11 protein-coding genes, 1 pseudogene and 1 riboswitch are annotated in these 13300 nt (G+C 71.9%); of the genes and pseudogenes, 2 read left to right on the top strand and 10 right to left on the bottom strand.

Going from position 1 to position 13300, the window contains the following annotated elements; all coding sequences use genetic code 11:
* Positions 1–127: 127 nt before the first annotated feature.
* From ACFP1K_RS27715 to ACFP1K_RS27695, 5 genes are all read right to left on the bottom strand, one after another.
* Positions 128–1168 carry an LLM class F420-dependent oxidoreductase gene (locus ACFP1K_RS27715; protein WP_380758611.1) on the bottom strand — a complete coding sequence of 347 codons (1041 nt, stop codon included), beginning with the start codon at positions 1166–1168 and terminating at the stop codon, positions 128–130.
* Positions 1169–1276: 108 nt separating this feature from the next.
* Positions 1277–1888 (bottom strand): nucleotidyltransferase family protein, encoded by a 612-nt coding sequence (locus ACFP1K_RS27710; protein ID WP_380758615.1) that lies wholly within the window; start codon positions 1886–1888, stop codon positions 1277–1279.
* Positions 1889–1926: 38 nt separating this feature from the next.
* Complete coding sequence (locus ACFP1K_RS27705) at positions 1927–3057, bottom strand: XdhC family protein (RefSeq protein ID WP_380758609.1); 1131 nt, start codon at positions 3055–3057, stop codon at positions 1927–1929.
* 53 nt (positions 3058–3110) lie between these two features.
* A complete protein-coding gene (locus ACFP1K_RS27700; protein WP_380758607.1) occupies positions 3111–4247 on the bottom strand; it encodes a vWA domain-containing protein in 1137 nt (378 codons plus the stop codon).
* Complete coding sequence (locus tag ACFP1K_RS27695; protein ID WP_380758605.1) at positions 4240–5130, bottom strand: AAA family ATPase; 891 nt, start codon at positions 5128–5130, stop codon at positions 4240–4242. Before ACFP1K_RS27695 ends, ACFP1K_RS27700 begins: the two co-directional genes overlap by 8 nt.
* Before the next feature lie 1085 nt (positions 5131–6215).
* On the opposite strand from ACFP1K_RS27695, the gene ACFP1K_RS27690 reads away from it, so the two are divergent.
* Positions 6216–6461, top strand: coding sequence for a hypothetical protein (locus ACFP1K_RS27690; protein WP_380758603.1), 246 nt, complete (start codon positions 6216–6218; stop codon positions 6459–6461).
* A gap of 1333 nt (positions 6462–7794) precedes the next feature.
* Here the strand turns inward: ACFP1K_RS27690 and ACFP1K_RS27685 are convergent.
* From ACFP1K_RS27685 to ACFP1K_RS27665, 5 genes and pseudogenes are all read right to left on the bottom strand, one after another.
* Positions 7795–8253, bottom strand: coding sequence for a PH domain-containing protein (locus ACFP1K_RS27685; protein WP_380758601.1), 459 nt, complete (start codon positions 8251–8253; stop codon positions 7795–7797).
* Positions 8254–8368: 115 nt separating this feature from the next.
* Positions 8369–8860 (bottom strand): 6,7-dimethyl-8-ribityllumazine synthase, encoded by a 492-nt coding sequence (ribH, locus tag ACFP1K_RS27680; RefSeq protein ID WP_380758599.1) that lies wholly within the window; start codon positions 8858–8860, stop codon positions 8369–8371.
* A 296-nt stretch (positions 8861–9156) separates the two neighbouring features.
* Positions 9157–10362 (bottom strand): annotated as a pseudogene (locus ACFP1K_RS27675) (bifunctional 3,4-dihydroxy-2-butanone-4-phosphate synthase/GTP cyclohydrolase II); the annotation flags it as partial.
* Positions 10359–10979, bottom strand: coding sequence for a nicotinamide riboside transporter PnuC (gene pnuC, locus ACFP1K_RS27670; RefSeq protein ID WP_380758597.1), 621 nt, complete (start codon positions 10977–10979; stop codon positions 10359–10361). The gene pnuC and the pseudogene ACFP1K_RS27675, both read right to left, overlap by 4 nt.
* The gene (locus ACFP1K_RS27665; protein WP_380758595.1) at positions 10976–11584 is read right to left on the bottom strand and encodes a riboflavin synthase; all 609 of its coding nucleotides are present in this window, start codon (positions 11582–11584) and stop codon (positions 10976–10978) included. The genes pnuC and ACFP1K_RS27665 overlap by 4 nt, the downstream gene beginning before the upstream one ends.
* A 111-nt stretch (positions 11585–11695) precedes the next feature.
* Positions 11696–11826, bottom strand: a riboswitch (FMN riboswitch).
* Between the two features lie 416 nt (positions 11827–12242).
* On the opposite strand from ACFP1K_RS27665, the gene ACFP1K_RS27660 reads away from it, so the two are divergent.
* Positions 12243–13271: an ABC transporter permease gene (locus ACFP1K_RS27660; protein ID WP_380758593.1), complete on the top strand. Its 1029-nt coding sequence runs from the start codon at positions 12243–12245 to the stop codon at positions 13269–13271.
* Positions 13272–13300: the final 29 nt, after the last annotated feature.

Raw genomic sequence — 13300 nt, 5'->3', positions numbered from 1 at the left:
CCACCATGCGTCACACGACCCGATCCTCCCGAACCACCCCCACACCACACAGAACGACACACCCACCACAAAGATCAACTTAAGCTAAGTGGCATTGCCCTGACACCCCGTGGACCCCTCGACGGGGTCAGGCGGCGAGTTCCTTGATCCGCTCGATGAGGCGCACCCGGCCGGCGTGGTCGCGGGCGATCGGGGCGACGTTGAGGGTGGTGACGCCGGAGTCCTTCAGGGCGGCGATCCGGTCGCGGACGAAGCCCTCCGAGCCGACCAGGGACGTCTTCTCCAGCAGGTCCCTCGGCACCACGGCGGCGGCCTCGTCCTTGCGGCCCTCCAGGTAGAGGTTCTGGATGCACTCGGCCGCCTTGTCGTAGCCGTAGCGGCGGGCCAGGTCGTTGTAGAAGTTCTTGCCCTTGGCGCCCATGCCGCCGATGTACAGCGCCGCGATGGGGCGCCCGGCCTCCAGGATCGCCTCGACGTCGTCGCCGATGGCCAGCGTCGCCTGGGCGATCACGTCCAGCTCGCCGAGGCCCTCCGCGCGGCGGGCCCGGCCGGCGGCCAGCGACGCGCCCCACACGTCGGGCGCCTTCTCGGGGAGGTAGAAGATCGGCTCCCAGCCCTGCGCCAGCTCGGCGGCCAGCTCGACGTTCTTCGGGCCGATCGCCGCCACCACGATCGGGATGTCCGCGCGCACCGGGTGGTTGATCAGCTTGAGCGGCTTGCCGAGCCCGGTGCCCTGGTCCGGCGGCAGCGGCAGGGTGTAGTGCTTGCCCTCGTAGGTCAGCCGCTCGCGGCGCCACACCTTGCGGCAGATCTCGATCACCTCGCGGGTGCGGGCGAGCGGCGCGGTGTACGGCACGCCGTGGAAGCCCTCGATGACCTGCGGGCCCGAGGCGCCGAGGCCGAGCACGAAGCGGCCGTCGGAGACGTAGTCCAGCCCGGCGGCGGTCATGGCGAGCAGCGCGGGGGTGCGGGAGTAGATCGGCAGGATGCCGGAGGCGATCTGGAGGCGCTCGGTGCGCGCGGCGATGTAGCCCATCTGGCTGACCGCGTCGAAGCTGTACGCCTCGGCGACGAAGACGATGTCGAGCCCGGCCTTCTCGTAGTCGGCCAGCTCGGCCACGGTCTCCTTGAACCCTCCGGAGTAGTTGAGAGCCATGCCGATGCGCATCCCGCGTCCTTCCGTCCGACCCGACCGAATTATGTTCCGTTTCTGCCAAAGGCTATCGACCCGTCCCGCCAGGGTCGAGCCCGGGCGGCGCCGCCCGGGCGCGCGGCGCTAGCGGGACGGCGGCGCGGGCGGCGCCTGCGGGACGGCGGGCGCGATGCGGGCCAGGTCGGCCAGGGTGTCGATGTCGGCGGGGTCGCCCACGTCGTCGCACGGCACGCGGGTGACGAGGCCTCGGCGAGCCCGCAGGAACGCGCGGGCGCCCACGTCGCCGACGGCGAGCGCGCCCGCCTCGGCGAAGTGCTCCCTGGCCAGCAGGACGGGGTTGCGCGGCGCGCCGCCGTAGGTCGCCACGGCCGCCGTCGCGCCGTCCCGCCACGCGGCCACCAGCCGCCGCACGGCCTCCGCGCCGATCAGCGGCTGGTCGGCCAGGGCGATCACCACGGCCCCGGCGGAGGGCGGCAGCCCGGCCAGCCCGGCGCGCAGCGACGAGCCCATGCCCGACTCCCAGTCGGGATTGCGCACCACCAGCGCCCCCGGCAGCGGCACCGTCGCCGCCCCGAGTACCACCACCACCGGGTCGCAGCCCCCGTCCCGCAGCAGCCGCACCCCCCGGTCCGCCAGCCGCTCCCCCGCCAGCTCCACGACCGCCTTCGGCGCCCCGAACCGGGTGCCCGCGCCCGCCGCGAGCAGCAACCCCGCCGGGACGCCGGGATCCGTCACGGCGCCCTCGTACGGGCGCCGCGCCGTCCCGTCCTCAGTCACCGCCGGACCGCGCCGTTTCCCTCGGCGGAGTGGCCGTCGGCGTGGATGCGGCCGGAGGTGTCGGTCAGGGCGAGGCCGCTGCCGCCCCAGCGCAGGCGGATCAGCTCGGCCGCGATGGAGACCGCGGTCTCCTCGGGGGTGCGGGCGCCGAGGTCCAGGCCGATCGGCGAGCGCAGGCGGGACAGCTCGTCCTCGGTCAGGCCCGCCTCGCGCAGCCGGGCCAGCCGGTCGTCGTGGGTGCGGCGCGAGCCCATGGCGCCGACGTAGCCCGCCCTGGTGCGCAGCGCCACCTCCAGCAGCGGCACGTCGAACTTCGGGTCGTGGGTGAGCACGCAGATCACGGTGCGCTCGTCGACGTGCGCGGCGGACAGGTAGTCGTGCGGCCACTTGACGATCACCTCGTCGGCCTCGGGGAACCGCTTGGCCGTGGCGAACACCGGCCGGGCGTCGCACACCACGACGTGGTAGCCGAGGAACTTGCCGATCCGCGCCACCGCGGCCGCGAAGTCGATGGCGCCGAACACCAGCATGCGCGGCGGCGGCGCGAACGAGTGGACGAACACCGGCAGGTCGTCCAGCCGGCGCTCCCCCTCGGGGCCGTAGCGGCGCACCCCGGTCAGCCCCTGGGCCAGCATGCCGCGCGTGTCGTCGTCCACCGCGGCGTCCAGCCTCGGCACGCCGAACGACCCGGACGAGCCCTCGGGCCACACCACCCGGCGGGCCCCGGGCCGTCCCGGGGCGGACATGACGGTGGCGACGGCGACCGGCTCCCGGTCGCGCACCGACGCGGCGATCCGGCCGAGCTCGGGGAACGTCTCCCTGGACACCGGCTCCACCAGGACGTCGATGATGCCGCCGCAGGTCAGCCCGACCGAGAACGCGTCGTCGTCGCTCACGCCGTAGCGCTTGAGCACCGGGCGGCCGTGCTCGGTGACCTCCTTGGCCAGCTCGAACACCGCGCCCTCGACGCAGCCGCCCGAGACGCTGCCCACGACCTCGTCGCCGAGCACGGCCATGGCGGCGCCCGGCGGGCGGGGGGCGCTGCGGAAGGTGTTCACCACGGTGGCCAGGCCGAACGTCTCCCCGGCCTCCCACCACCGCAGGATCTGCGACAGGACGTCACGCATGGGACGGCCCTCCACCTCGGGTCGCCTCGGGCGGTGCCCACCGCGACAGGGCTTCACGCATGGGACAGCCTTTCCGCGAGCTCCTGGAACGCCGCGAGGCTGTGCCCCGCCACGAACGCGTCGACGTGCGGCAGCGCCGCCCGCATGCCGCCGGTCAGCGGGAGGTACCCCTCGCGGCCCTTGTGGGGATTGACCCACACCACCCGGCGGGCCAGCCGGGACAGCCGGGCCATCTGCAGCCCGAGCAGCGCGGGATCGCCGCGCTCCCACCCGTCGGAGGCGACGACGACCACCGCGCCCCTGGCGGCCGAGCCCTGGTCGAGGAACTCCTTCAGCTCCTCCCCCAGGCGGGTGCCGCCGCTCCAGTCGGGGATGGCCCGCGACACCTCGCGCATCGCCGTGCCCGGGTCGCGGTGGCGCAGCTCGGCCGTGACGCGGGTGAGGCGGGTGCCGACGCTGTAGACCTCGGTGGCGCGCGGCTCGGAGCGGACCAGTGCGTGGGCGAACCGCAGCAGCGTGTCGGCATACGGCGCCATGGAGCCGCTGACGTCGGCCAGCAGCACGACGCGGCGGGGGCGGGTGCGGTGGGCCTTGCGGCGCAGGCGGGCGGGCTCGCCGCCGCGGCGCAGGGTGTCCTTGACGGTGCGGCCGACGTCCAGGCGGCCCCGGTGGGCGGGGGTGAAGCGGCGGGAGCGGCGGCGTTCCCTCGGCACGCGCAGCAGGGCCATCATGCGGTGGATCTCGGCGAGCTCGGCGGCGGTCATCCGGGCGACGTCCCGGGTGCGCAGCACCTCGGCGCGGCTGGCGGTGGCGGGCACCGCGTGCCCGTCCCCCGCCTCGCCGTCGCCGGCGCCGCCGGGCGCGACGGTGTGCCGGGTGATCGTCACCATGGGCGGCGCGCCTCTGGACGGCCGTGCCCGCTCGCCGCCGAAGTAGGCGGCGAAGCAGCGGTCGTACCGGGGAAGGTCGTCCGGCCCCGCGCACAGGGTGAGCCGCCCGGCCCAGTAGACCTGCTCCCTGTCGGCGGCGTCCAGGTGGCGCAGTGCCCGCAGCAGCCCCTGCGTCCGCTGGTGGTCGGCCCCGACCCCCGCGGCCCGCAGGGTGCGCGCGAACCCGGTCATGGTGGCGGCGAGCACCGACCGGCCGGAGCCTTCCGGGCCCGGCCGGTTGCCGTTGGCGCCGTCAGGCACGGTGGAGCACCCCGTCGCGCAGGACGGCCTGCTGGTCCTCGCGGTACTTGAGCACGGCGCCGAGCGTGGTGGCCGCGAGGTCGGGGTCCAGGTCGCGGGCGCCGAGGGTGAGCAGGGCTTCGGCCCAGTCGAGGGTCTCGGCGACGCCGGGCGGCTTCACCAGGCCCGCGCCGCGCAGCCGCTGGGCGGCCCCGGCGACCTGACCGGCGAGGGTCTCGGTGCACTCGGGCAGGCGGCGCAGCAGGATGGCCACCTCCCGCTCGAAGGACGGGTGCTCCAGCCAGTGGTACAGGCAGCGCCGCTTGAGGGCGTCGTGCACGTCCCTGGTGCGGTTGGAGGTGACGACCACCACCGGCGGGACCTCGGCCCTGATCGTGCCGAGCTCGGGCACCGAGATGGTGAAGTCGGACAGCACCTCCAGCAGGAACGCCTCGAACTCGTCGTCCGCCCGGTCGATCTCGTCGACCAGCAGCACGCTCGGCTGCGTCTCCAGCGCCTGGAGCAACGGCCGCGCGATCAGGAACCGCCGGTCGTACAGCTCCCCCTCCAGCCGCGCCGCGTCCGTGGCCCCCGTGGCCTCGGCCGCCTTCAGGTGCAGCAACTGCCGCGCGAAGTCCCAGTCGTACAGCGCCTGCGCCGCGTCCAGCCCTTCGTAACACTGGAGCCGGATCAGCGGCGCCCCCAGCACCGCCGCCAGGGTCTTGGCCAGCTCGGTCTTCCCGACCCCCGCCTCCCCCTCCAGGAACAGCGGCCGCCCCATGCGCAACGCGAGAAAACACGCCGTGGCCAGCCCGTCGTCGGCCAGATAGGCCCGCTCACCCAGCAGCGCGGTGAGCTCGGCCGGTGTACGAATCTCGGACGCCCGGGTAGTCCTGTGCGGCACCCCCTCAGATTACGTCCCCTCACACCCCATCCGTAGCGCCGCTCCTCCCCCGATTGTCCGCAGCCGGACACCCTTCGTTTCATCCACGCCCCCGGGTTACGCGAATGCCCCTTGAATCGCGCCCTTACCTCAGGTAAGTGCGAATTTGACAACACAAGCACGGCGAAGGGAAGTGACATGGCCACCCACAAGGCGAGGGGGACGCAAACGGGCGGACATCCCCCCAAAGAAGCTCCAACCACCCCCCACGAATCGCACGCACACCCCGAAGCAAGCCCCACCGCCGCCCCCCACCACGAGCACGCCCTCGGAGGCAGCCCGGTCGGCACAACCCACCACGGGAGAACCCTGGTCCGCGCCCCTCGCCATGGAGGAAGCCCGGTGGGCGGACCTCGCCGTGAGGGAATTCCGGCGGGCGAGCGTCGCCATGGCGAGAACCTGGAGGGCGAGCGTCGCCGTATGGCAAGCCTGGTGGACACGCATCGCCGTGGGGGAAGCCCGGTCGGCGGGCCCTGCCGTGGGAAAGGTCCGGTGGGCGGACCTCGCCGTGGCGGAAGCCTGAAGGGCGCGCACCGCCGTGGGGGAAGCCCCATGGGCGCGCACCGCCGTGGAGGGAGCCCGGCGGGCGGACCTCGCCGTGGGGAAAGCCCGATGGGCGCGCACCGCCGTGGAAAGAGCCCGGTTAGCGGTCCTCGCCACGGGGGGAGCCCCGTGGGCGCGCACCGCCGTGGAAAGAGCCCGGTGGGCGGTCCTCACCGTGAGGGGAGCCCCGTGAGCGCGCATCGCCATGGGGGGAGCCCGGTGGGCGGTCCTCACCGTAGCGGAAGCCCGATGGGCGCGCGCCGCCGTGGAGGGAGCCCGGTGGGCGGTCCTAGGCGTGGGGGAAGCCCCGTGGGCGCGCATCGCCATGGGGGGAGCCCGGTGGGGGGACCTCGCCGTAGCGGAAGCCCAGTGGGCGCGCACCGCTGTGGGGGAAGCCCGGTGGGCGGGACCTGCCGTGGGGGGAGCCCGGTGGGTGGCCCCGGGCCGCGTGGGGACGTGGATGGATCTGACCGTTTCGGGGGCCTGCTCTACGGCCCCTGCACGTGACCGGCCCCAGCCTCGCTCAGGTACGAGAACTGCATGGCAGACGCTGGGAGATCATGGACTTCTACGGCGGCTGGATCGCCTACCGCCGCCAGCCCTGGTCCTCCACCGCCGCCCGCTTCGGCGTCGCCAACGTGGTCGGCGCCGACGACCTGGAAGACCTGGCCCGCCAGCTGGACGAACAGACCCAAGCCGAATCCCGCCGCAAAAACCGCTACCCCCCACCCCTCCCCGACCACCCCTGACCCTCCTCCCCGCCGTTCGCCGGCGCCACCCGTACCGGCGCCGGCAGGCATCACGCACGGCGAAACGCCTGCACCCCTTCCCCGTGCCGGAGAAACGGACTCACAGACGACGGCCACTTCGGCAGGTGACGCCCCATGCAGCGGTGGGGTCATGGCGATCTTGACGGACCCCCTTCGGCCTCGCGGGCCACTGGACTCCCACCCCCGCGCGGTGACGTCCCCTAAAGTGGTGTAACTCCTGGGAATCTTCGTGAAGGGTGTCGATGGCCGGCCACCTGGCACCGAGGGCGGCGCGTTCATGATCACGGCCACGGAAATCACACCACCTGACGGGACGTCACCACCCGCGCCGCATCCCCATGTACCCCGCACAGCTATTCCGGCGCCGACGCGGTGAGACCTGGTACGGCGAATTCGGCACCACCGAACGGCGGCGAACCAGCTTCCACGCCGACCTCCACGTACGCCACAGGCATCGATCACCAGGTACCGGAGCACCTTGGATCTTCAGTTCGGGGTAAGGAAGCACGCCACTCGACGGACACCCCTTCGGCATCCAGTGCCACCGGCCGCACGCGCGGCACATCCGCACATACCGGGATAGCTATTCCGGCGCCGACGCGGTGAGACGTGGTACGGCGAATTCGGCGCCGTCATACGGCGAGGAACCGGCTTCCGCGCCGACCACGTGCGCCGCAGGTATCGATGCCCCTGACCACGATGCGTGCGCTGATCGACGGTGCAGGTATCCCCTGATGGGGGTCCGCGCCAGGATTCGCCTGGCACCTTTGGTGCCTCCCCCATCTCTTCAATGTCAAGAACGCCGAGACGGACTCGAACCGGGCGACGTCGTCCATGCAGAGGCAAGCGGTCGATGCCGGAGGGACGGAGTCTGGGGCGGTGGGACAGGGACGGCGCCGGCAGGCTTCGGGGGTGCGGGGGTGTCCCCCGCTCCAATACAGCCCTTGCGCCTCCGCGCGAAGCGCGCCCTCCGCAAGGACCATTTCCCAAGGCGTCCAGCACGCGCGGGTTTCCCGCCGTACGACGGCGCCGAGTTCGCCGCACCACGACCCGCCGTACCGGCGCCGGGAAGAGCGGACACAATTGCACGCGGGCACCGCGCGGCGCGCGGATCCCCGCGCGGGTACACGCGGTGGGCGGGTACACGCGGTGGGCGGATCACACATGGGTGGCCACCGCCCGGATCACACGCAGGCGCGGACTACACCAGGGCCGGCACGCGCGGCGCGTGGATCGCACGCACGCGGGCACCGCGCGGGCGCGGATCACACGCGGTGGGTATCGCGCCGGGGTGGATCGTGTGGGGGTGGGGTTAGGTTTGGTCGGGGGCTTCGCCGTAGTGGTGGATTAGGGTGCGGAGTTCGGTTACGGCTTGGCGGGAGCGGGATTTTTCGGTGCCTTGGATGCCCATGGCGCCGACGCTGGAGCCGTCGGCCAGGTCGATTCTCGGCCAGGGTTCGCCTTCGGGGAGGGTTACGTCCAGGACTTCCGGCCATTCGTAGCGGTGGGTGCGGATGGCGTTCACCACGGTCACGCCCTTGGTGTCGGCTTCCACTCTTAGGCGGCCCAGCAGGTGGAGGATGTAGGCGATCAGGCAGCCGAAGAGGGCCACGCCTATCTTGTCGGGGAGGCCGAAGGGGGGCGGCAGGAGGACGGCCAGGATTATCGCGCCGGCGACCATGATCGAGGCGAAGCCGTAGGCCAGGACGCGGGCGCGGCGGGGGCGCCAGACCACCGGGAGGGCCGGGAGCGGGGGGGCGTCGTCAGGCACGCGGGCCTGCCCGGTGGGGGCGGCGGGTGGGTCGGCGCGGCACTTCCCTCATCCCTTTCAGGGCTCGCGGTCCTTCGCGTCCCGCGAGACCCCGGAGAGGAGGCGGCGGGACGGCTCAGGGCAAGCCGTTCACGTCGTGGGCCTTGAGGTCACGCAGGAGCAGGGCCGTCTCGATGGCGGCGAGGGTGGCCTCGTAGCCCTTGTCCTCGTGGCTGCCCGGCAGGCCCGAGCGGTCGATGGCCTGATCAAGGTTGTCACATGTGAGGACCCCGTTGCCCACGGGGGTGGATTCGTCCAGCGACACCCTGGTCAGTCCGGAGGTGACCGAATCGCAGACATACTGGAAGTGCGCGGTCTCGCCCCTGATCACGGTGCCGAGCGCCACGACGGCGTCGCAGCTCCGGGCCAGGGCCTGGGCCACGACGGGCACCTCCAGGGACCCGGCGACCCGGACGGTGACCGCGGTGGCGCCGCAGTCCTGTACGGCGGCCTCCGCGCGCGCGACCATCCGGTCGGTGATGTCCTGGTGCCAGCGGGCCGCGACGATCCCCACGGTGAGACCACCCGCGGCGAACGGCGCGGCGTCCGGCCGCCCCGTCCCGCTCATGCCCGCACCACGCCCGCGCGCCAGGCCACGTCCACCGCGTCCTCGGCCCCGTTCCTGGGCGCGACGACCGTCGCGGCTCCGTTCGCCTCGCTCCCGTCGCCCCCGGACCTGGTGGCCCCGGCGCCGTTCACACCGCTCCCGTTCCGCGGCGCGACGACCGTCGCGGCGCCGGAGGCGTTGGTGACGGTCCCGTCGGCCCCCGTTCCGTGGGTGGCGGATCCGTTCGTCACGGTGCCGTTCTCCCCCGATCGGTGCCGGGTGGGTGCGGCCTCGGTGCCCGCGTTCATGGTGGGGTTCTCCATCTGGTGGCCCAGGCGGTCTCGTTTGGCGGTGAGGTATTTGATGTTGAACTCGTTGAAGGCGACCGGCATCGGCTCGCGGCCGAGGACCTTGATGCCGTAGCCGTCGAGGCCGCGGAGCTTGGCGGGGTTGTTGGTGAGGACACGCACCGACTTGACGCCGAGGTCGGCGAGCATCTGGCCGGCGTTGGAGAACTCGCGGGCGTCCACGGGGAGGCCGAGCTCCAGGTTGGCGTCCACGGTGTCGCTGCCGCCGTCCTGCAGGCTGTACGCCTTCAGCTTGGCCATCAGGCCGATGCCGCGGCCCTCGTGGCCGCGAAGGTACACGACGACGCCCCGGCCCGCGGCGGCCACCGCGCGCATGGCGTGGTCGAGCTGCACGCCGCAGTCGCAGCGCAGCGAGCCGAGCACGTCCCCGGTCAGGCACTCGGAGTGCACGCGGACCAGCACGTCGTCCCCGTCGCCGAGGTCGCCGTACACCAGCGCGACGTGCTCGCCGCCGTCGATGCCGCTGGCGTAGCCGTGCGCCCGCCACAGGCCGTACTTGTTGGGGATGTCGGTGACCGCGACCCGGGTGACCACCCGCTCGGTGCGGCGGCGGTACTCCACGAGCTGGTCGATGGACACCAGCGCCAGGCCGTGCTCGTCGGCGAACATCCGCAGCTGCGGCAGCCGGGCCATGGTGCCGTCGTCGTTGACGACCTCGGCGAGCACGCCGGCGGGGGAAAGCCCGGCGAGACGGGCGAGGTCGATCGCGGCCTCGGTGTGCCCGCGCCGGGCCAGCACGCCGCCCTCGTGGTAGCGCAGCGGGAAGATGTGCCCGGGGCGGACCAGCTCGAACGGCTCGGTGGCCGAGTCGGCCAGGGTGCGGATGGTCCGCGACCGGTCGGCGGCCGAGATGCCGGTGGTGACGCCGTCCCTGGCGTCCACGCTGACGGTGTACGCGGTGCGCAGCCGCTCGCGGTTCTGCTGCACCATCAGCGGCAGCCCGAGGCGGTCCAGCTCGGCGCCGAGCATGGGGACGCAGATCACGCCGCTGGTGTAGCGGATGGTGAAGGCGAGCAGCTCGGGCGTGGCCTTGGCGGCGGCGAAGATGATGTCGCCCTCGTTCTCGCGGTTCTCGTCGTCCACGACCACCACGGGCAGCCCATGGCGGATGTCGCGGATCGCCCGCTCGATCGGGTCGAACCTGATGTCGTTCATGCCGTAGCCACCTCCAGCCGGCGGATGTACTGCCGGCGCCATTCGCGAAATCCCAGCAGGACCAGGACGAAGAAGATCCCGTACACCACGCCGGACACCACCAGTCCCGACTGGAAGGCCAGGGGGACGCCCACCAGGTCGACCGCGACCCAGATCCACCAGAAGTCGATCAGCGCCTTGCCCTGGGCGTAGGTGGCGACGGCGCTGCCCACGAAGATGTAGGCGTCCGGGAGGGGCGCCCACGACCATCCGGTGACGGTGAAGAACACGGCGACCAGCGCGGTCGCGGCCACCATCACCGCGATCAGCGTGATCCGCTCGCGGGTCCGCCCGGGACGCACGGCGAGTTCCCCGCCGTCCCTGGTGCCGCGTGACCAGCGGATCCAGCCGTACACGGCGAGCACCCCGAACATCGCCTGCTTCAGCGCGTTGCCGGTGATGTGGGCCTGCACCGAGGCGGCGAACAGCAGCACCGAGCCGACCAGCTGCACCGGCCAGGTCCAGATGGTGCGCCGGATGGCCAGCCACACGGTGGCCAGGGCGCAGACGTTGCCGACGAGGTCGATCCAGAGCACGCGCTGGCCGAGCAGGGTGAAGCCCGCCTGGGTCCAGTTCATGAGGCGGCGTCCGCGCGGTGGGCCACGGTGAGCCGCTCGACGTACTTGGCGATCACGTCGACCTCGATGTTCACCGGGTCGCCCGGCCGCCGCAGGCCGAGCGTGGTGAGGTTCAGGGTGGTGGGGATGAGCCCGACCGAGAACCCCTCGTCGTGCAGGGCCGCGACGGTGAGGCTGACGCCGTCCACCGCGACCGAGCCCTTCTCCGCCACGTACCGGGCCAGCCCGGGGGGCAGGGTGAACCGCACGGTCTCCCAGTGCTCGGCCGGCTCGCGGGCGGCGACCGTGCCGGTGCCGTCCACGTGACCCTGCACGATGTGGCCGCCGAGGCGCTGGTCGGCGCGGACGGCGCGCTCGAGGTTGACCCGCGCGCCGGGGACGAGGGAACCGAGCGCGGTGCGGTCCAGCGTCTCCTTCATGACGTCTGCGGTGAAAATGTCGTCGTCGACGTCCACGACGGTCAGGCAGACGCCGTTGACCGCGATCGAATCGCCGTGCCGGGTACCCTCCGTGACGGTCTTGCCGCGGATCGACAGCCGCGCCGCGTCCCGCAGCGCCAGCAGATCGGTGAGCTCCCCAAGCTCTTCGACGATACCGGTGAACATTCGCCCCACCCGGCCCCTCCTACTCGCCAGTAGCAACTTGCCACGGCGAACTCCGGGGTGATCGGGTGCGGCGACGCACCAGTGCGCGCCCGGCGACGGATCGCCGGACGCTCGCGCGCTTCCTCCCATCCGGACTTTCACCGTCGGTCCTGGAGTTCCACCAGGTCCACCGGCCGATGGACTCGGCCGGGTCGCGGACTGTCACCGCCGGTTCGGAATTTCACCGACCCCGGAGCACGCTGCTCTGTCCCTCAGTGTGCCACGTCTGGCAAAGGGGGCGTAACCCCACACCCCAGCGCTGAACCAAGCGCTAGTTCGAGCAAAGACAGGGGTATCCACCCCTTATGCATACCTATGTTCGAAGACAGGGTGATCAATGATGATTTGCGAACCATGGTCAAATTCGGGGGGATTCGTCATGGCCACGTCATGCTTGTGTCACAGAACCGTGACAATGAACATTACGGGCGATGGATAGTGTGACCCACCACGTCGACGCAGGTCAATGGGTGTGTGGACACGAACTGATTGACATTCCACAACGAACTCCAAAAAGGACGAGGACAGGCGTCGAGAACATTGACCCACAGGTAATAAATTGCCAAGGTTCCCTCAAGTCAGGATTTCCTGCTGATCGATCTCTGGTGGCAGCCACACGATGACTCTCCCCTCTCCCGCCACGCCCGAGGCGGGCTCCGCGCCCACCGGCACCGCCGGGGCCCCGCCCGCCGGGACCGGCGCCGCACCAGCGGTGGGACGCTCGCCGTCCCAGCTGATGTGGCGGCGTTTCCGCCGGGACCGCACCGGCGTGGCGTCCGCATGCATCGTGGCTTTCTTCTTCCTCGTCGCGCTCCTGGCGCCGGTGATCTCGTGGCTGTACGGCAAGGACCCGTACACGACCTACGGCCAGAACACCCCCGGGCTGCTCAACGACTACGGCTACCCGATCGCGCCGAACGGCGGCGTCAGCGGCGACTTCTGGTTCGGCCTCGAACCGGGCCTCGGCCGCGACGTCTTCACGCAGCTCGTGTACGGCATCCGCACCTCGCTGTCCATCGCGATCGTGGTGACCATCATCACGACGCTGATCGGCGTGGTGATGGGCATCTGGGCGGGTTACGTGGGCGGCAAGACCGACTACGTGATCGGCCGGATCATCGACACGCTGCTCGCGTTCCCCTCCCAGCTGTTCCTGATCGTGTTCCTGCCGGTGGTGGAGGCGGCGTTCGTCTCGCCCGAGCAGGAGACCCCGGTCTGGCTGCGCTACGTGTCCATCTGCGTGGTGCTCACCGTGCTCGGCTGGGCCACCATCTCGCGGCTGCTGCGCTCGCAGGTGCTGTCGCTGCGCGAGCGCGAGTTCATCGAGGCGGCCAGGGTCACCGGGGCCTCCCCCGCGCGCATCATCTTCAAGGAGCTCCTGCCCAACCTGTGGACGCCGATCATCATCCAGTCCACCCTCGCGCTCCCGCTGTACGTCGGGGCGGAGGCGGGACTCGGCTTCCTCGGCGTCGGAATGACCGAGCCGACGCCGGACTGGGGCCGCATGTTCCTGGTCGGCTCCAACGTCTACCACCAGGACATCACCTACCTGGTGTTCCCCGGCGTCTCCATGGTGATCTTCGTGGTCGCCTTCAACCTGCTCGGTGACTCCCTCAGGGACGCCTTCGACCCCAAGACCCGGCGATGAGCCGCTACTCCGCCGTCCTCCCGCAGGGC

It is taken from the genome of Sphaerisporangium aureirubrum (genome assembly GCF_042658925.1).
Classification (GTDB): domain Bacteria; phylum Actinomycetota; class Actinomycetes; order Streptosporangiales; family Streptosporangiaceae; genus Sphaerisporangium; species Sphaerisporangium aureirubrum.
Note: the sequence above shows the minus strand (reverse complement) of the source record. Positions and strands in the feature narration are given on the sequence as shown.